We start from the raw sequence: 19,203 nt of genomic DNA, 5'->3' as shown, positions 1-19,203 counted from the left end.
TTACTTTCTTAAAATGGTTGCGTCTAAACTTAAGAAATTAATGATAAATTAATATTCAAACACTTGAAAACAATAATTCATTTTCAAAATTCCTAATTAAAATCTATCTTCGCTTTTTAAAGAAATAAAAAATCAAGAAGAAAGAAAATAGAATATACTTTGTCTTTCTTCTTGGTTCTCGACTCTTTTATTCTTGGCTCTATAAAATCTAATCTTCGAATGTCTAATAATCTTTTTGAAACTCCGATTGAATACTTAAAAGGTGTTGGTCCAAGCCGTGGACAGCTGCTTCGCAAGGAATTGGGCATTCATAAATATGGAGATTTAGTCAATCTTTTTCCGAATCGATATATTGACAGAACGCGTTATTATAAGATTAATGAATTACAGAATACTGGTTCTGAAGTTCAGATTATCGGCAAAATAATCAACATTAAAACAGTTGAATTTGCCAAAAACAAAAAACGTCTTGTAGCTTCTTTTGTTGATGATACTGGGCAAATTGACTTAAACTGGTTTCAAGGTCATAAATGGATTCGCGAAAGTTTAAAACTCAATGAACCATTAGTGATTTTTGGAAAATGTTCGCTGTATGGAAGCCAGTTTAGTATGGCGCATCCGGAAATAGAATTGCTAAGCGAACACGAAAGAAGTTTACGCTCGGCAATGCAACCGGTTTATCCTTCGACAGAAGCTTTAGCTAATAAAGGCATTTCAAACCGAACCATTAATAAATTAATGGAACAGCTTTTTTTGGAAACACAAGCGTTGTTTACCGAAACTTTTCCGCCATTTTTAATCGAAGAATTAAAGCTGATTCCGAAACGCGCTGCATTATTCAATATTCATTTTCCGAAAAGCGCTGATATTTTAGCGAAAGCACAATTCAGACTGAAGTTTGAAGAACTGTTCTTTATTCAGTTGCAGTTAATTACAAAGAATCTCATTCGAAAACATAAAATAAAAGGACATCCATTTGATAAAGTGGGCGAACTTTTTAATGAATTTTATAAAAACCATCTTCCTTTCGATTTAACAAATGCTCAAAAAAGAGTAATTAAAGAAATCAGAACCGACATGGGAAGCAACGCTCAAATGAATCGTCTGCTTCAAGGAGACGTAGGTTCTGGAAAAACAATCGTAGCTTTTATGAGCATGCTTTTGGCTATCGACAATGGTTTTCAGGCTTGTTTGATGGCGCCAACAGAAATCTTAGCCAATCAGCATTTTCTTGGATTATCTGAATTTGCTAAAATATTAAATATCAATATTCGAATATTAACGGGTTCTACCAAAACTTCTGAAAGAAAAATTATTCATGAAGAATTAGAAAGCGGCGAACTTAAAATTCTAATTGGAACTCATGCTTTACTGGAAGATAAAGTGCAATTTCAGAATTTAGGCTTGGCTGTAATTGACGAGCAGCATCGTTTTGGTGTGGAGCAAAGATCTAAATTGTGGAAGAAAAACGATATTCCGCCACACGTTTTAGTGATGACCGCCACTCCTATTCCGAGAACTTTGGCTATGAGTTTATATGGTGATTTGGACATTTCGGTTATTGATGAATTACCACCAGGCAGAAAACCAATTCAGACTGTACATCGTTATGATACAAATCGTTTGAAAGTTTGGAAATTTCTTCGTGATGAAATTGCAAAAGGCAGACAGATTTACATTGTTTATCCGCTGATTCAGGAATCGGAAAAAATGGATTATAAAGATCTAATGGACGGTTACGAAAGTATTTCTCGTGATTTTCCGTTACCTCAATATTCAATTTCAATTCTTCACGGAAAAATGAAACCAGCCGATAAAGATTCTGAAATGAAGCGTTTCTCTGAAGGAAAAACTAATATTATGGTTGCGACAACCGTAATTGAAGTTGGTGTAAACGTACCAAACGCCAGCGTAATGATTATAGAAAGTGCCGAAAGATTCGGACTTTCGCAATTGCATCAGCTGCGCGGACGTGTAGGCCGTGGCGCCGAGCAAAGTTATTGCATCTTGATGACAGGACATAAATTAAGCTCTGACAGCAAAACGAGAATGGAGACTATGGTACAAACCAACGATGGTTTCGAAATTGCCGAAGTAGACTTAAAACTTCGCGGTCCAGGCGACTTAATGGGAACACAGCAAAGCGGTGTTTTAAACCTGCAAATTGCAGATATTGTAAAAGACAGAGAGATTTTATCTCTAGCCAGAAATTACGCCATGAAAATCTTAAAAGAAGATTCAGCTCTTCAAAAACCCGAACATGCCATTTTAAGAAACATCTTCATAGAGCTGACTAAGAAAAAGAATATTTGGAATTATATTAGTTAAGCTTCTAAGATACTAAGATACTAAGGTTCTAAGGTTCTAAGGTTCTAAGGTTATATCCTAGCCTCTTTTTTCGAATACCAAAAAAGCCCAAAGATTTTAAACTTAAAATCTTTGGGCTTTAAAACTTAGCATCTTAGAAGCTTAGCACCTTAGAAACTTAAAAAAAAAAAACTCCATTGCGTCCTATTTATCATTCAGGTGATTTAGTTTTGTTGGGGGACAAATTTAAAGGGGTTGAATATTTTGCCAGACACAATGAAGTATATCGTTGATTATTTCTTTTTCACATCATTCTTTTTTTCAAAAAGGCCACTGAATAAACCTTTGCTAATTTTGTTTTTATCGTCTTTACCCGTTGCAATCAGATGATCAATATATTCCATATACGTTTTCTTTCTTTCTTCCAGAAAACCTACCAAATATTCTTCAGAAGCATGCATACCGCTGGTTTCTTCAATCTGTAAAAGTTTCTTGTACAAAGGCTCAATAAATTTGACAATAATCTCATTTGGAACCGACTTTCTCGTGCCAAAGAAACCTACTATTTCACCATCTGTATCAGCGATTATTTTAAAATCGGTTACAACCCAGTAATAACGTCCAGTTTTAGCCATGTTTTTTATTATAACATGAATATTTTCACTGGATTTAATACTGTCCCATAAAAATTTAAAAATAACCTTGGGCATATCCGGATGGCGAACTATATTGTGAGGCTGGCCGACAAGCTCAAATTCATCATAACCAGAAACATCTATAAAGTCTTCATTGGCATATAAAATGGTTCCTTTTTTATCAGTTTTACTTAGCAATACTTTATTCTTATTCCAGTCCACTTCTCTATCCGAAGGTGTTGGACGGTGTAATCTAGTATCCATAACTTTTACATTTAAATTAATTTACAATTCAATAAGTATAAAATGAATCCTTAAACCTTAATTTGACTCGATTTCCAAGACAAGAAGAATATTTCTGATTTTACGAAAAACTGTTTCTAATTCATTTTCAAGCCATTCTGGAATTTCATTATTAACAGCAAGATTAAGCTGTCGAATATCATTCATAATCTGAATTAGCTTTTTATATTGAAAATCAAGATCGTAAACATGTGAACTCATTCGGTAATTTTTGAAAATCTCCTTTACTTCTATTTCAAAATCAGATTGAATCCCCATTTTTTCAATCGAATCTAATGTTATGCTTTCATTCAAAAAATCTTCAATTATTCTTTTAAGATTATGCAGCGTAGGCACTGCAGTTGGTAAATCATGCTTAAACATACAACTGGTTTAAAAAATATTAATATTGTTTTTTTTGGGACTTGGTTTTAATTCTAGTTTTAAAAACTAGTTTCTGTTTGTTGTCGATTTTACATGAATGTCATTCACCAAATCATCAATTTTCTTAGCGCTTTCTCTCATCATTTCAAGATAACTAAGCAGTTTATCATTATCTGTATGTCCTTTTGAAACATCAATTAGTTTTAAAACTGAATTTACAGGCAGTTTCAAATCTAAAGTAGTTCTATGAATAAAATCATTGTAATCTTTTGTAGCCGACATAGAACTGTATTTTGCAGAAGCCAGTTTCATGTTCTCTAATTCATATTCATCTGAAATTTTTGAAATATGATTTTCGCTATGTTCTTTAAAATAATAAGCCCAATAGCCGTTCATAAAAAATACTACAGCCGCTAAAACGGTATGAATAATTAAGGTTTCGAGATCAAAATTTACCTGCGAAAAATAAACCTGAAGTCCGTTGGCATCATTGTAAATATAATTTTGCAAATAAGCCAATCCAGCGTGATGCAAGACAACCAGTAAAGTAAGCGGAATTTGAAGCTTCCAATTCTGATAGATAATCAAAATAGTACTGGCAATAAATACCGTAAAATGCATTTCGAACATACCATGCATCTGGTAAATGTACTGAGCCATAAAAATAGCCAGAACAACAGATAGAACATATTGGTAAAATTTAGAGTTTTTCAAGAAAAATTTTGCCGAGTAGTACAGCAAAAGATTCAATGTTCCAACGCCAACGCCAATTTCAAAAGTATCGTATTTAAAAGACAGTCCGATACCCAAAAGAAAATATACTGCAAGTACATAATTAATAATTGTATCTGACTTTTGTGTCATAGTAGACATAAAACTGTGCAGATAATCTTGTTCGTTTAAGCTAGCTTTTGCTTTCATAGGGTTAAGATTTAGGTTTTTGGAAATAGTTATTTAGTACATTTTGGTAATGAACATCCGTAAGCTCTAAGGGCTAGAGCATTAAAAGAAGGATTGTACTTTTTACTTAAAAGAGAATCAATAGCCATTTGGGCATAATTGCTTTTAGTATCTGTACAATATCTTGTTTTATTGTAATTCCCTCTGTAATACAAGTCGTGCGACTGATCTAGTAAAACTGCCTGAGGAGTAGAAAAAACACCACATTTCTTAGCGATTCCTTCATCAAAATAAACCGGAATTTTAGCATCAAACTTCTGCTGTATTTCATCAATTGTAAAATTTTTCTGTTTGTTTAACACTACGATTTTAAAATTGACTTTATCTCCATATTTTTTGATTAAATCGCTAACATGTGGTACGTTGAACCGCGAACAAGGGCATTCGGGATTAAAAAAATGTATAAAAATGGGTTTATTATCAAATGCACAACAAGGACCGAGTTCTATTTTTGACCCCATTGTAACAGCATGATAATTCTTAGGGATTGGCGTTGGAAGACTGTACTGGAACTCGTTCTGCCAAAACAGATAACCAATTGAAAGAAGTAAAAATGTAAACCATAAGCTTAGAAGTAATTTTTTCTTCATAAATTATTTTTTTTATAATATTCAACAACAAACAATAAACACTTGTTAATATAATTATTCATTATATAGAATCAAAAACCAAAAAAAACAACTTCTGCATACGTATTTTAACACAAAAACCAAACGCAACCGTTAGCTTTCGTAAAAAATCTTCTCATTTTGTTTAACATATCAATGTTACAAATAAAATCGATAAAGTGCAAAAAAAATCAGACAAATTGCTTAAAATTTCTTTCAAAGCAGAGATAGCCTGCCTTTATACAATTCTAGAGTTAGTCGTTTTGACGAAGTTTTAAAAAAAATTAATCTTTAATTAAACCTTTTTGCCTGCCGATAGTCTAAACGCAAACCTTTGTACATACAAATGTTAAATAAAAGCCAACAGCTTCCGATTTCATAGCAAAAAGTTAAATTTGTAACCATACTAAAAACAGAAACCAAAAAATCTATATTCACCTCAATTTTATGAAAGTAAAACACCTCATTTACACCCTTTTAATTATTACAATTGGAGGCTTCATTACCTACAGAATTATTTCTAACAAGGGCAAAAACGACGACTCTAAAAAATTCAATGATAAAAAATCTCCAACAACTGTTAATGGAATCGTAATAAAAACAACCACTTTTGACAATAATCTAGCATTATCAGGGTCTATTGAAGCAAATGAGCAAATTGAAATTCATAGCGAGGTTTCAGGTATTGTAGAAGGAATATTTTTTAATGAAGGTTCTAATGTGACAAAAGGACAAGTACTTTTGAAAGTAAATGATATTGAGTTAAAAGCACAATTAAGACAAGCTTTAACAAGAGAAGGTTTGGCTGCCGAGAATGCGAGAAGAGCAAAATTACTGCTTCAAAAAGAGGCAATTAGCCAAGAAGAAGCAGATGTTGCAAAAGCCGACCTTGCTTCTGCTCAGGCTCAAAGCCAATTAATTAGAGCGCAAATTTCTAAAACTTCTGTTAGAGCTCCTTTTTCAGGAAAAATTGGTTTGCGTAATATTTCTCCTGGAACTTACATTACACCAACGGTTTTAGTAGCAAAACTGGTCAATACTAGTAAATTAAAAATCACTTTTTCTATACCAGAAAAATATGCTGCAGAAGTAAAATCAGGATCAATAATCGATTTTAAGGTTTCTGGTTCAGACAAAACTTATAATGGAAAAATTTATGCTATCGAACCAGAAGTTGCTGTTGCAACACGTACACTTCAGGTTCGTGCCCTTGCTGATAATGCTGATGGAAAACTTTTCCCTGGAACTTTCGCAGATATCAAATTGCCTTTAAATATTATTAAAGATGCTATTGTAGTTCCTTCTCAAGCTATTATTCCAATTCAAGACGGTAAAAAAGTTTTTATTGCTAATAACGGACAAGCAAAAGAAGTAATGGTTGATGCAACAACAAGAACAGATTCTTCTATTTTAATTTTATCAGGATTAAAACCAGGAGACACTTTAATTACAAGTGGTGTCATGTCTTTAAAAGATGAAGCTCCAATTAAAGTTCAAATAAAATAGTTCTAAAGCCAAAAGTCATAAGACTTGAATATAGATTTAAAGATGGTAGTCAAGATTTAGCGATAAATCTGAAATCTAAAATCGACAATCTAAAATCTAAAATCACACATGAGTTTATCAACTACAAGTATAAAAAGACCTGTTTTAACCATAGTACTGAATTTATTAATTATTTTATTCGGTTTTATTGGTTATACTTTTTTAGGAGTCAGAGAATTTCCTTCTATTGACCCTGCGCAGGTATCCATTCGTACCAATTATACGGGCGCCAATTCCGACATTATTGAATCGCAGATTACAGAACCACTTGAAAAAGCGGTAAATGCAATTGACGGAATCAGAAACATTACTTCATCTAGTAACCAAGGAAGCAGTAACATTACAATAGAATTTAATCTTGACAAAGATTTAGAAGAAGCGGCAAATGATGTTCGTGACAAAGTTTCGCAAGCCATTAGAAGTTTACCACAAGATATTGATGCTCCACCGGTTGTATCTAAAGCCGATGCAGATAGTGAGGCGATTATTTCAATGACTGTTCAAAGTGACACCAGAAGCTCTTTAGAATTGAGCGATTATGCAGAGAACGTTATTTCGCAAAGATTAGAAACAATTCCTGGCGTTAGTGCTGTGCAAATCTGGGGACAAAAACGTTATGCAATGCGTTTGTGGATTGATCCTGCAAAACTTTCTGCTTACGGCTGTACGGTTTCAGATGTTCGTACGGCATTAAATTCACAAAATGTCGAATTGCCTTCTGGAAAACTTACAGGAAACAATACTGAATTAACGGTAAAAACGGTTGGTAATCTTTCTAAACCTGAAGAATTCAATAATATCATTATTCGTACAGACGGAGACAAAATTGTTCGATTAAGTGATATTGGAGGAGCAGAATTAGGGCCAGAAAACTTAGAAACAAAATTAAGCCAATCTGGACTTCCGTTAATTGGTCTTGCAATCGTTCCAATGCCGGGAGCAAATTATTTGGATATTTCTGCTGAGTTTTATAAAAAATACGAAGCTTTAAAGAAAGATCTTCCAAAAGATATCAAACTTAATATTGCTTTAGATAATACCATTTTCGTAAAGAAATCAGTACTTGAGGTGGCTGAAACTTTAGGAATTTCAATTATACTGGTTATCATTATTATTTATCTGTTTTTTAGAGACTGGGCTATTGCATTCAGACCTTTGATTGATATTCCTGTTTCTTTGATTGCTACTTTCTTCATTATGTGGCTTTTCGGATTTTCTATCAACGTTTTAACCTTATTAGCCATTGTATTAGCAACAGGTCTTGTTGTGGATGACGGAATCGTAGTAACTGAAAACATCTTTAAAAAAGTTGAAGAAGGAATGTCGCCAATTGAAGCAGCAATTAAAGGTTCTAATGAAATTTTCTATGCTGTAATTTCTATTTCGGTAACCTTGGCAGCGGTATTTTTACCCGTTATTTTCCTTGAAGGTTTCGTTGGACGACTCTTTAGAGAATTTGGGGTCGTAATTGGAGCCGCGGTATTAATTTCTGCCTTTGTATCCTTGACTTTAACACCAATGTTAAATGCTTATTTAATGAAAGGTGGCGAACAGAAAAAATCGAAATTCTATATTAAAACCGAGCCATTTTTCGAAAAAATGAACAGTAGTTATGCCGAAGCTTTAACGAAATTCATGGACAGAAAATGGATTAGCTTCCCTATCTTAATTGCTTGTTTTGGATTAATTTATTTATTCTTCAATATTCTTCCAAAAGAAACTGCTCCTTATGACGACCGAAGCTCTGTAACCATGCGTATGACTACTCCAGAAGGTTCTTCTTATGACTATACAGATAAATTTATGCAGGAGATTTCGAGACTGATTGATGACTCTATTCCAGAGAAAAAAGTTAGTTTGGTTATTACTTCGCCAGGATTTAGTTCAAACTCTGTAAATAGCGGATTGGTAAGGCTTACTTTAAAAGATGTTGACGAAAGAAAGAAATCTCAAAAAGAAATCGCTGAAGAGTTAACTAAATGGACAAAACAATATCCGAATGCTAAAACTTCTGTAACCCAACAACCAACAATTGCAGTAAACAGACGTGGAGGTTTGCCGATTCAATACATTATTCAGGCTCCAAACTTTGATAAGTTAAGAGAAAAAATTCCTGTGTTTATGAATGAAGTCGGGAAAAGTGATGTGTTTTCGACAACAGATGTAAACTTGAAATTTAATAAACCAGAAATCAACGTTACCATTGACCGTGCAAAAGCAGAAAGTTTAGGAATTTCAATTCTTGATATTGCGCAGACTTTACAGCTTTCTTTGAGCGGACAGCGTTTTGGTTATTTTATTAAAAACGGAAAACAATATCAGGTAATTGGACAATTTGACCAAAAAGACAGATCGAAACCTCTGGATTTGACCTCAATGTTTGTGAAAAACAAAAAAGGCGAATTGATCCAGATGGATAACGTAGTAAACGTTTACGAGCAAAGTAATCCACCTCAATTGTATCATAATAACAGATATATGTCTGCAACGGTTTCTGCTGGTTTAGCGCCAGGAAAAAGTATGGGCGACGGTATTGAAGAAATGGACCGAATTAAAGCTAAAGTTTTAGATGAAAGTTTCACTACAGATTTAGCTGGAGAATCACGAGATTTCGTAGAAAGTAGTTCTAATACTTCTTTCGCTTTCGGATTGGCTTTATTGTTAATCTTCTTGATTCTAGCAGCACAATTTGAAAGTTTCATCGATCCGTTTATCATCATTTTAACAGTTCCAATGGCGGTGGCAGGAGCTTTATTCTCACTATGGTTATTCAATCAGACTTGGAATATTTTCAGTCAGATTGGTACGGTAATGCTAATTGGTCTGGTGACCAAAAACGGTATTTTGATCGTAGAATTTGCCAATCAGTTGCGAGAACAAGGAAAACCAAAATTAGAAGCTATTTTAGAAGCTTCAGAAGCGCGTTTACGTCCAATTTTAATGACGAGTTTAGCCATTGCTTTAGGAGCACTTCCAATTGCACTTTCTCTTGGAGCAGCATCGACTAGTAGAATTGGTATGGGAGTTGTAATTGTGGGAGGAACTATCTTTTCTTTGGCTTTAACGCTTTTTGTAATTCCTGCAATTTATTTTATGTGGTCAAGAGCAAGAAAGCATTATCCAGAATTTGACCATATTGACGAATACGAAAGAGAAAGCATTAAATAAAAACCAGAAATATACTTTTTGGTTAAAGAAAACGAATATGAATATCAAAAAAATATATTGTACAGTACTTATCCTGCTTTTTTGTGCAATTCAGACAAAGGCACAGGAAGTTCTTACTATTGAACAAGCTATGACCATAGCTTTGGAAAATAATTTTGAGATTAAAATTGCCAAAAACAATTCCAAAATAAACGAAACAAACGTTACCATTGGAAATGCAGGAATGTTGCCAACTGCAACGGCAAGTATTACAGACAATAACAATCTTACGAATTCAACACAAGTACGTCAAGATGGTACGTCAACGACATTGAATAATGCCAAAAATAACAGTTTAAATTACGGTGTTAGTTTAGGCTGGACTGTTTTTGATGGAATGAAAATGTTTGCTAAACTAGACCAGCTAAAAGAACTACAAAAATTGGGCGATGCAGAACTTAAAAGAACTATTTTACTGAAAATTGCTCAGGTAAATTCTGCTTATTATGATTTAGTATTACAACAGCAGCAATTGGCCGCATTAGATACTACAATCGTAATTTCGAACCAGCGTCTGACTTTGGCTAAAAACCGTTTCAGTATCGGAAAGGCTTCAAAATTGGAGGTTTTAAACGCTCAAGTAGATTTAAATTCAGATCAAGTGGCTTTGTTAAGACAAAAGGAATCTTATGCTAATGGCAAAATTTTATTGAACCAATATTTAGCGCGCGATCCAAAAATTGATTTCAAGGTTACAGATGAAGTAAAAGTAGACAATAAATTAGTTTTGGCAGATTTAATGGATTTGGCTCAAAAACAAAATCCAGGTTTAGAAGCGCAGGTAATCAATAAACGTATTGCCGAATTGCAGCTGAAACAGATAAAAGCAGACCGTTATCCTACTTTAAGATTAACTTCGGGATATAATTTCTCTGAAAGTCAATCCAGTTTAGGTTTTACCAGCGAAACGTCTTCAAAAGGTTTAAATTATGGTTTTAATGCTTCTATGAACATTTTTGATGGTTTTAATCAGCATCGTAATGAGAAAGTAGCCAAATTACAAATCGAAAATTCGCAAATTGCCATAGAACAGCAAAACACGATTTTAAATACGCAATTAAGCACTGCTTTTCAAACGTATTTAACCAATTTGGAATTGATTGGTTTAGAAGAAAACAATGAAGCTATTGCCAGACAGAATTTGGAAATCACATTAGACAAATTTAAAATCGGGACCATTACAACACTCGATTTTAGAACTGCTCAGTTAAATTATGTCAATGCAAAAGTGCGTTACAGCAACGCACAATACGAAGCAAAATTATCTGAAATTGCCTTAAAAGAATTAGCTGGAAATATTAATTTCTAATTTCCTTTTAAAAATCCAATTATATCTGCCGAATCTGCTAAATCTGCGAGCTATTTTTCTCTCGCAGATTTAGCAGATTTGGCAGATTTTTTTTAATGATTGCGAAGTATTACAAAACCTTTTTCGAGAAAACATTCTGTTTGTATGATCTCAAATCATTCATAATTCTTGGTGCCGAATATTTTTCTATTTTACACACAGCAGAATATATTTTTAATTTAAATTTGTTTCAAAACATACTTCAATGATTACATACAATACCAAAGACTGGTTCACTTTTATTTTCCATTTTCATAAATCGGATACGGTCCGAAAATTGTTTACGATTATGATTGCAATTGGAATATATGCCACTATTGTATGTTATCTCGAACTTCAGTATTTTAAGGTAACCAAAAACGATTATATTTATAACATTCCGATGATGCATGGAATGCTTGGATTCGTGATTTCACTTTTGCTCGTTTTTAGAACCAATACGGCTTATGATAGATGGTGGGAAGGCCGTAAACTTTGGGGCGGACTTGTAAATAACAGCCGTAATCTAGCTATAAAACTTTCGGCAATTTTAAAAGACGAGAATGACAGAAAGTTTTTTAGAAAATATATTCCGATGTATGCTGAAATTCTGAACATCCATTTAAAAGACGAAGAAACCAGCAAACAACTTTTTGAAGATGTTGATTTGGAAATTGACCATCACAAACACAAACCAAATCAGTTAAAAAGAATAATGTATCATAAAATTAACGATTTGTATGATGCGGGAAAAATATCTGGCGATCAGCTTATTACCATAAATGAAGAATTAGTAGCTTTTACGGATATCTGCGGAGCTTGTGAGCGTATTAAAAACACTCCTATTCCCTACTCTTACAGTGCTTTTATAAAGAAATTCATCTTCTTTTATACCATGACACTTCCATTTGGCTATTCTGTTAGCTTAGGCTATCTCGTTGCGCCTGTGGTGGTTTTTATCTTTTATGTATTGGCAAGTTTAGAGCTTATCGCCGAAGAAATTGAAGATCCGTTTGGAAATGACGAGAATGATCTTCCAACAAGAAAAATTTCTGAAAACATCAAAAAACACGTTGAAGAACTGATTTAACAAAACGTTAAATCTGCCGTTTATATTCTTATTTTCATTAAATTTAAAGTCTTCACCAAAAAATAAATTTAATGAACAACCAACGATTTTTAGTCAATCCGCTCCAATTATCGCAAGAAAAATCATTAAAAACTCTTGTCGAAAACAGAACTATTTACAATCTGAATCATTGTGAATTAAATTTGTTTGAAACCTACGAATCGACTAAAATGGTTCCGTTAAAATTTAACGACTTAGTAGTGACCAGCATGCTTCGCGGCAAGAAAGTCATGCATCTTTTTGATGATCCTGAATTTGAATATCTGCCTGGGGAAACTGTAATTGTGCCTTCAAATGTAGAAATGAAAATTGACTTTCCAGAAGCATCCAAAAGCAATCCGACTCAATGTCTGGCATTGGCTATTGATCAATCTAAGATTATAGAAATCTTAAACTTCTTAAACGAACAATATCCGAAAGAAGGAAATAACATGTACTGGCAGTTAAACTATCAGAATTATTTCTTTTACAACAATGTAGAAATGGCTGCAACGATTAATAAGCTCATCAAAGAATGCATGAGCACATCGATCACTAAAGATATTTTTGCCGATTTAACTTTAAAAGAACTGCTAATAAGAATTATTCAGACGCAGACAGTAAAATCTCTTAATGAGGGAAAATTTCTTGAAAACAATAATCCAATTACAGAGGTTACCGAATATATCAAACAAAACCTAAAAGAGAATATGAGCTTAAAAGTATTGAGCGAAAAAGCTTGTATGAGTACAACTTCTTTCTACCGCTTCTTTAAACGCGAACTTGGAATGAGTCCAATAGAGTATATTTTGAATGAAAAAATAAAATGTGCTAAAAACTTATTGAAGAATCCAAGCTTACAAATCAACGAGGTCTGTTATTTGGCTGGTTTCGAAGATGCCAACTACTTTATTAGATTATTCAAAAAATACGAAGGAATAACACCAAAGCAGTATCAGTTACTGTATATTAATTAAAGGTGCTAAGGTGCTAAGGTTCTAAGTTTTTCAACCTGAAACTTGAAACCTGAAACTTGAAACTTGAAACTTGAAACTTGAAACCTGAAACAAAAAAACTCATTCAATTCTTGTGATCGGTTCTAAATCCTTCTCTTCTTCGGGAGTAAAAATCCTATATTCTATTTGAAAAGTCTTTTTTAATGGAGTTTCTAAAGAAAAACCTCCTACTCCAAATGCGTCAATAACAGTAAGAGTAAAGTGAGCATGTTTCCAGTATTCAAATAAATCTTTGTCTACCCAAAATTCAACATCTTCAACTTTACCAATACAAACATCTCCAGTTCGCTGATAATAACCTCCTTTTTCAAAACACTGCGGCTGTGTACCTTCGCAACATCCTCCAGCCTGATAAAACATTAAATCACCGTGTTTTTCTTTTAGAACATTAATCAGTTCGACTGCTTTTTCTGTGGCATCAATTCGTTTAATCATCGCTATAAAAATTAAAAAAAGCAGTAAATTCAATTAAGATTTTACTGCTTTAACATAACCAACTATTTAGGACTGTGCTATATCTAGCACAATTCTTCCTTCTATTTCACCTTTTTTCATTTTATCAAAAACGGTGTTTACATCTTCTAGTTTTGAAGTTGTGACAGTTGCTTTGACTTTGCCGTCAACAGCAAATTCAATTGCTTCCTTCATATCTTTTCGAGTTCCTACAATAGAACCTCTAATGGTGATTCTATTTAAAACGGTATCGAAAATAGACAAATCAAAATTGCCTGGAGGAAGTCCGTTTAATGCCATTGTACCTTTTCTTCTCAATGTTTCAAGCCCTTGTTTGAAAGCAATTGGAGAAACTGCGGTAACCAATGCCCCATGCATTCCACCGACCTCTTTCTTTAAGAATTCTCCAGGATTTTGATTTTTAGCATTCACCACCAAATCGGCGCCTAATTTTTTTGCCAGTTCCAATTTATCATCTCCAATATCAATTGCAGCCACATTCATCCCCATAGCTTTTGCATATTGCACAGCAACGTGCCCTAAACCTCCAATTCCAGAAATTGCAACCCATTCGCCAGGTTTCACCTCAGTTTCTTTTAATCCTTTGTAAACCGTAACACCAGCACATAAAATCGGAGCCATTTCAATAAAATTCACATTTGAAGGCAAAATTCCAACATATCTGGCATCTGCAATTACATACTCTGCAAATCCGCCATCTACACTGTAACCGCCATTCTGCTGACTTTCGCATAAAGTTTCCCAACCTGTAATACAGTGGTCGCAGCCTCCGCAGGCACTGTAAAGCCAAGGCACGCCAACAGCGTCTCCCTCTTTTACATTTTTAACTTCTGGTCCTACTGCAACAACATATCCGACAGCTTCATGTCCTGGAATTAAAGGCATTTTAGGTTTAACTGGCCAATCCCCATCTACAGCATGTAAATCGGTGTGGCACACTCCACTTGCAATTACTTTTACAAGAATTTCATTTCTACCTGGGCGTTTTACTTCAACTTCTTCAATTTGTAGAAGAGAACCAAATTCTCTAACGACCGCAGCTTTCATTGTTTTTGGAAGCATAATTCTATGGTTTTAAGAGAATAGAAAACTTTTTAGCTTTCTATTCTCAAGTTTATATTCTCTTAGAAGAAACCTAATTTCTTTTTATCGTAAGAAATCAGCATGTTTTTGGTTTGGCGATACTGGCTCAACATCATTTTATGATTTTCACGGCCTATTCCAGATTGTTTGTAGCCTCCAAACGGAGCTCCTGCAGGATAAGAATGGTATTGATTAATCCAAACACGACCAGACTGAATCGCTCTTGGAACCTGATAGATTTCATGTGCATCACGTGTCCAAACTCCAGCTCCTAAACCATACATGGTATCATTTGCAATTTCGATCGCCTCTTCAGTAGTTTTAAAAGTCGTAACCGCCAAAACTGGCCCGAAAATTTCTTCTTGAAAAATTCTCATTTTGTTGTGACCTTTAAATAAAGTCGGTTTGATGTAATAACCGCCTTCTAAATCGCCACCCAATTTATTTTCATCACCTCCAATCAATAATTCCGCGCCTTCTTCTTTTCCTAATTTGATATAAGACATGATTTTTTCTTTCTGAACAATTGAAGTCTGTGCACCAATCATAGTTGATTTATCTAAGGGATTCCCAGCTATAATGGCTTCTGTTCTCTCAATTACTTTTTTGATAAACTTGTCGTAAATATCTTCATGAATTAATAATCTAGAAGGACAAGTACAGATTTCACCTTGATTTAAAGCAAATAATATGGCACCTTCTACGGCTTTGTCAAAGAAATCATCATCATGATCTGCTACTGATGGGAAGAAAATATTTGGAGATTTTCCGCCCAATTCTAATGTAACCGGAATAATATTTTCTGTTGCATACTGCATTACCAAACGTCCTGTAGTGGTAGAACCTGTAAATGCTGCTTTTGATACTTTTTTATTAGTTACTAACGGACGACCTAATTCGGCACCAAATCCGTTTACTATATTCAGAACTCCAGGAGGAAGAATATCTCCAATTAATTCCATTAAAACCATAATAGATATTGGCGTACTTTCTGCTGGTTTCAAGACAATTGTATTTCCTGCTGCAAGAGCTGGAGCAATTTTCCAGACTGCCATTAAAATTGGAAAATTCCACGGAATAATCTGCGCCACAACCCCTAAAGGTTCACTTAACGCAATAGAAACCGTCTGCGAATCCAATTCTGCTATCGAACTTTCTTCTGCACGAATAACTCCAGCAAAATATCTAAAGTGATCAATTGCTAACGGAATATCGGCTGCAAGTGTTTCACGAATTGGTTTTCCGTTGTCTACTGTTTCAACTGCAGCGATATATTCTAAATTGCCTTCAATTTTTTGTGCAATCTTATTTAGTAAAATACTCCTTTCGGTTACAGAAGTTTTTCCCCAAGTTTTAAATGCTTCATAGGCAGTATCTACAGCCAATTCGAGATCTTGTTTTCCAGAATGTGCTGCTTTTGTAAATACTTTTCCATCAATAGGAGAAACTACATCAAAGTATTCTCCTGTAATTGGCGCTACAAATTTTCCGCCAATATAGTTATCGTATTTTGCCTTAAATTCAGGTCTTTTTACTGCGGTACTCATAATATTCTTTTTTTGATTTACTCCAAATTTAGTTTCATAAAAAGAAACAGAATAGCATTATTCATTCATCTTGTAGCACAAAAATTACACATTCGATTTTTTTGCTCTTTTATAATAATCATTTATCAAAATTTCAATCCATAAATTGCTAAATAATTAGTAAGCAGCATTTTTCGGTCAATTAAAAACAACTAGAAAAAACTACTCAATTTTTTCCTACTCCAATGCGCAATCCTTATATTTGTAACCTCATACAAAGAATTAAAGAACTACAATGAAAATATCTTACAACTGGTTAAAACAATTTATTAAAACAGATTGGACATCTGAGCAGACTTCTGAATTACTAACAGATTTAGGTTTAGAGGTTGAAGTTGTCGAAAAATACGAGTCAATAAAAGGAGGTTTAGCAGGCGTTGTTGTTGGACACGTTCTAACATGCGAAAAACATCCTGATGCTGATAGATTGAAAGTTACTACCGTTAATATTGGCTTAGAAGCTCCTGTACAAATTGTATGCGGTGCTGCAAATGTAGCTGCAGGACAAAAAGTGCCAGTTGCAACAATTGGAACCGTTTTATACGATAAAGAAGGTGCCGAATTTACCATTAAAAAGGGAAAAATTCGCGGACAGGAAAGTCACGGAATGATCTGTGCTGAAGACGAATTAGGTTTAGGTACAAGCCATGACGGAATTATGGTTTTGGCTGAGGATTTAGTTCCTGGAACTCCTGCTTCTGAAGTTTTTCAAATTGCAAATGATGAAGTTTTCGAAATTGGATTGACACCTAACCGTGCCGATGCTATGAGTCATTTTGGAACTGCGCGCGATTTAAGAGCGGGAATGTTGCAGCGTGGCGTAAACATAGAATTGATTACACCTTCTGTAAGCAATTTTAGAGTTGACATGCGTACGCTTAAAATTGATGTAAATGTTGAAGATACTCATTTAGCTCCAAGATATTGTGGTGTAACTATTTCTGGAATTTCTGTACATGAATCTCCAAGCTGGCTACAAGACCGTTTAAAAGCTATCGGATTAACTCCAAAAAATAATATTGTTGACGTTACTAATTATGTTCTTCATGAATTAGGGCAGCCTTTACATGCTTTTGACGCTGCCAAAATCAACGGGAAAATTATTGTAAAAACAGCTGCTGAAGGAACTAAATTTGTAACTCTTGACGATGTTGAAAGAACACTTCACAAAGAAGATTTAATGATTTGCGACGAAAAAGGCCCGCTTTGTATTGCTGGAGTTTTTGGAGGTAAAAAATCTGGAGTTTCTGAAGGAACTACTTCTATTTTCTTAGAAAGTGCTTATTTTGATCCAGTAAGCATTCGTAAAACAGCCAAAAGACATCAATTAAGCACTGATGCTTCTTTTAGATTTGAAAGAGGAATTGATCCAACAATTACAGAATATGCTTTAAAACGTGCAGCGCTTTTAATTCAGGAAGTTGCTGGTGGAAAAATCACTTCTGATGTTGTGGAAGTTTATCCTAAAAAAGTAGAGGATTTTTCTGTTTTATTGAATTTCAGCCATGTTTCTAAAATTATCGGACAAGAAATTCCAAAAGATACGATTAAAAAAATCTTGGTTTCTTTAGATATTAAAGTAAACAGCGTTTCTGATACTGGTTTAGGTTTAACGATTCCTGCATATCGTGTAGACGTTCAGCGCGAAATTGACGTAATCGAAGAAATCTTGAGAGTTTACGGTTATAACAACATTAATTTTTCTAAGAAATTTAATGCTACTGTAGCAAATTCACCAAGAACAGAAGATTACAAAGTACAAAACGTAATTGCTTCTCAGTTGAATTCGCAAGGTTTCCACGAAATGATGGCTAACTCATTGACAACTGCAGCGTATGCAAAGTTATCGACTTCATTAAAAGAAGAACATAATGTATCGATGCTGAATCCGTTGAGTAGTGATTTAGCGACACTTCGCCAATCTTTATTGTTTTCTGGATTAGAAGCTGTTTCTTATAATATCAATAGAAAAAATTCGGATTTAAAATTATTTGAATTCGGAAAAACATATCACAAGTATTTAAACGGATATGAAGAGCATAAACACCTTTCTTTATTAGTTTCTGGAAACCGAAACAAAGAAAGCTGGACAAGTCCGCAAAAAACAACAGATTTCTTCTTGTTGAAAGGATATGTAAAAGCTATTTTATCTCGTTTAGGAATTGAAAAAATTTCGAATGCACCAGTTCAATCTGATATTTATTCTGAAGGAACGGCAATCACATATAACAATGATGTTTTGGTTGAAATGGGCGTTATTAAAAAGCCAATTTTAAAGCATTTCGGTATTAAACAAGATGTTTATTACGCTGATTTTAACTGGGATTTGGTTTTAAAAATCATTACTGGAAAAATTAAATACACTGAAATTCCTAAATATCCAGAAGTACGTAGAGATTTGGCTTTATTAATTGATCAAAGCACGACTTACGAAAGTATCTTTAACTTGGCAAAACAAACAGAGAAAACGCTTTTAAAAGACGTTAACTTATTTGATGTTTACCAAGGTGATAAATTACCAGAAGGGAAAAAATCGTACGCATTGAGTTTTACTATTCAAGACAATACTAAAACTTTGACCGATACTCAGATTGACAAAATCATGTCTAAATTACAGCAGACTTTTGAAACTGAGCTTGGTGCTAGTTTGAGATAGATTCTTTCTAGTTCTAAAATAAAAA

Annotated in this window: 14 protein-coding genes; 7 read left to right on the top strand and 7 right to left on the bottom strand. The window is 33.9% G+C overall.

Features of this window, described 5'->3' with window-relative positions; genetic code table 11:
- Positions 1 to 219 precede the first annotated feature (219 nt).
- Positions 220 to 2,328, top strand: a complete 2,109-nt coding sequence (gene recG / locus OZP10_RS20485) for an ATP-dependent DNA helicase RecG (protein ID WP_281632526.1) — start codon at positions 220 to 222, stop codon at positions 2,326 to 2,328.
- Positions 2,329 to 2,600: 272 nt separating this feature from the next.
- On the opposite strand, the gene OZP10_RS20480 is transcribed toward recG, so the two are convergent.
- From OZP10_RS20480 to OZP10_RS20465, 4 genes are all read right to left on the bottom strand, one after another.
- The gene (locus OZP10_RS20480; protein ID WP_281632525.1) at positions 2,601 to 3,206 is read right to left on the bottom strand and encodes a PAS domain-containing protein; all 606 of its coding nucleotides are present in this window, start codon (positions 3,204 to 3,206) and stop codon (positions 2,601 to 2,603) included.
- A 57-nt stretch (positions 3,207 to 3,263) separates the two neighbouring features.
- The gene (locus OZP10_RS20475; RefSeq protein WP_281632524.1) at positions 3,264 to 3,608 is read right to left on the bottom strand and encodes a hypothetical protein; all 345 of its coding nucleotides are present in this window, start codon (positions 3,606 to 3,608) and stop codon (positions 3,264 to 3,266) included.
- Positions 3,609 to 3,674: 66 nt separating this feature from the next.
- The gene (locus OZP10_RS20470) at positions 3,675 to 4,529 is read right to left on the bottom strand and encodes a histidine kinase (RefSeq protein WP_281632523.1); all 855 of its coding nucleotides are present in this window, start codon (positions 4,527 to 4,529) and stop codon (positions 3,675 to 3,677) included.
- A 29-nt stretch (positions 4,530 to 4,558) separates the two neighbouring features.
- Positions 4,559 to 5,158, bottom strand: coding sequence for a TlpA family protein disulfide reductase (locus OZP10_RS20465; protein WP_281632522.1), 600 nt, complete (start codon positions 5,156 to 5,158; stop codon positions 4,559 to 4,561).
- A gap of 465 nt (positions 5,159 to 5,623) precedes the next feature.
- Here OZP10_RS20465 and OZP10_RS20460 point away from each other — a divergent pair, with 465 nt between their 5' ends.
- The 5 genes from OZP10_RS20460 to OZP10_RS20440 all read left to right on the top strand — a co-directional run bounded on the left by OZP10_RS20460 (position 5,624) and on the right by OZP10_RS20440 (position 13,340).
- On the top strand, positions 5,624 to 6,682 hold the full coding sequence (locus OZP10_RS20460; RefSeq protein ID WP_281632521.1) for an efflux RND transporter periplasmic adaptor subunit: 1,059 nt from the start codon (positions 5,624 to 5,626) through the stop codon (positions 6,680 to 6,682).
- A 108-nt stretch (positions 6,683 to 6,790) separates the two neighbouring features.
- Complete coding sequence (locus tag OZP10_RS20455) at positions 6,791 to 9,889, top strand: efflux RND transporter permease subunit (RefSeq protein ID WP_281632520.1); 3,099 nt, start codon at positions 6,791 to 6,793, stop codon at positions 9,887 to 9,889.
- Positions 9,890 to 9,926: 37 nt separating this feature from the next.
- Positions 9,927 to 11,237 carry a TolC family protein gene (locus OZP10_RS20450; RefSeq protein ID WP_281632519.1) on the top strand — a complete coding sequence of 437 codons (1,311 nt, stop codon included), beginning with the start codon at positions 9,927 to 9,929 and terminating at the stop codon, positions 11,235 to 11,237.
- Between the two features lie 244 nt (positions 11,238 to 11,481).
- Positions 11,482 to 12,345, top strand: coding sequence for a bestrophin family protein (locus tag OZP10_RS20445; RefSeq protein WP_281632518.1), 864 nt, complete (start codon positions 11,482 to 11,484; stop codon positions 12,343 to 12,345).
- A gap of 71 nt (positions 12,346 to 12,416) precedes the next feature.
- Entirely contained in the window at positions 12,417 to 13,340 is a 924-nt protein-coding gene (locus tag OZP10_RS20440; protein ID WP_281632517.1) for an AraC family transcriptional regulator, read from the top strand.
- 99 nt (positions 13,341 to 13,439) lie between these two features.
- Here the strand turns inward: OZP10_RS20440 and OZP10_RS20435 are convergent, their stop codons facing one another.
- The 3 genes from OZP10_RS20435 to OZP10_RS20425 form a co-directional block, all read right to left on the bottom strand.
- Positions 13,440 to 13,814: a DUF779 domain-containing protein gene (locus OZP10_RS20435; protein ID WP_278021725.1), complete on the bottom strand. Its 375-nt coding sequence runs from the start codon at positions 13,812 to 13,814 to the stop codon at positions 13,440 to 13,442.
- A gap of 66 nt (positions 13,815 to 13,880) precedes the next feature.
- A complete protein-coding gene (gene adhP, locus OZP10_RS20430; protein WP_281632516.1) occupies positions 13,881 to 14,915 on the bottom strand; it encodes an alcohol dehydrogenase AdhP in 1,035 nt (344 codons plus the stop codon).
- Positions 14,916 to 14,977: 62 nt separating this feature from the next.
- The gene (locus tag OZP10_RS20425; RefSeq protein WP_281632515.1) at positions 14,978 to 16,483 is read right to left on the bottom strand and encodes an aldehyde dehydrogenase family protein; all 1,506 of its coding nucleotides are present in this window, start codon (positions 16,481 to 16,483) and stop codon (positions 14,978 to 14,980) included.
- 274 nt (positions 16,484 to 16,757) lie between these two features.
- Here OZP10_RS20425 and pheT point away from each other — a divergent pair, with 274 nt between their 5' ends.
- Positions 16,758 to 19,178: a phenylalanine--tRNA ligase subunit beta gene (gene pheT, locus OZP10_RS20420; RefSeq protein WP_281632514.1), complete on the top strand. Its 2,421-nt coding sequence runs from the start codon at positions 16,758 to 16,760 to the stop codon at positions 19,176 to 19,178.
- The last annotated feature ends 25 nt before the right edge of the window (positions 19,179 to 19,203 follow it).

This window comes from Flavobacterium luteolum (genome assembly GCF_027111275.1).
In the GTDB taxonomy this organism is placed as follows: Bacteria; Bacteroidota; Bacteroidia; order Flavobacteriales; family Flavobacteriaceae; genus Flavobacterium; species Flavobacterium luteolum.
This window is presented reverse-complemented; position numbering and strand designations above follow the sequence as displayed.

Bases quoted from the DNA above. Each gene is read 5' to 3' on its own strand.
- OZP10_RS20475 (WP_281632524.1), bottom strand. From the start codon at position 3,608: ATGTTTAAGCATGATTTACCAACTGCAGTGCCTACGCTGCATAATCTT.
- OZP10_RS20465 (WP_281632522.1), bottom strand. From the start codon at position 5,158: ATGAAGAAAAAATTACTTCTAAGCTTATGGTTTACATTTTTACTTCTT.
- OZP10_RS20450 (WP_281632519.1), top strand. From the start codon at position 9,927: ATGAATATCAAAAAAATATATTGTACAGTACTTATCCTGCTTTTTTGT.
- OZP10_RS20440 (WP_281632517.1), top strand. From the start codon at position 12,417: ATGAACAACCAACGATTTTTAGTCAATCCGCTCCAATTATCGCAAGAA.
- OZP10_RS20460 (WP_281632521.1), top strand. From the start codon at position 5,624: ATGAAAGTAAAACACCTCATTTACACCCTTTTAATTATTACAATTGGA.
- pheT (WP_281632514.1), top strand. From the start codon at position 16,758: ATGAAAATATCTTACAACTGGTTAAAACAATTTATTAAAACAGATTGG.
- OZP10_RS20435 (WP_278021725.1), bottom strand. From the start codon at position 13,814: ATGATTAAACGAATTGATGCCACAGAAAAAGCAGTCGAACTGATTAAT.
- OZP10_RS20425 (WP_281632515.1), bottom strand. From the start codon at position 16,483: ATGAGTACCGCAGTAAAAAGACCTGAATTTAAGGCAAAATACGATAAC.
- OZP10_RS20455 (WP_281632520.1), top strand. From the start codon at position 6,791: ATGAGTTTATCAACTACAAGTATAAAAAGACCTGTTTTAACCATAGTA.
- recG (WP_281632526.1), top strand. From the start codon at position 220: ATGTCTAATAATCTTTTTGAAACTCCGATTGAATACTTAAAAGGTGTT.
- OZP10_RS20480 (WP_281632525.1), bottom strand. From the start codon at position 3,206: ATGGATACTAGATTACACCGTCCAACACCTTCGGATAGAGAAGTGGAC.
- adhP (WP_281632516.1), bottom strand. From the start codon at position 14,915: ATGCTTCCAAAAACAATGAAAGCTGCGGTCGTTAGAGAATTTGGTTCT.
- OZP10_RS20470 (WP_281632523.1), bottom strand. From the start codon at position 4,529: ATGAAAGCAAAAGCTAGCTTAAACGAACAAGATTATCTGCACAGTTTT.
- OZP10_RS20445 (WP_281632518.1), top strand. From the start codon at position 11,482: ATGATTACATACAATACCAAAGACTGGTTCACTTTTATTTTCCATTTT.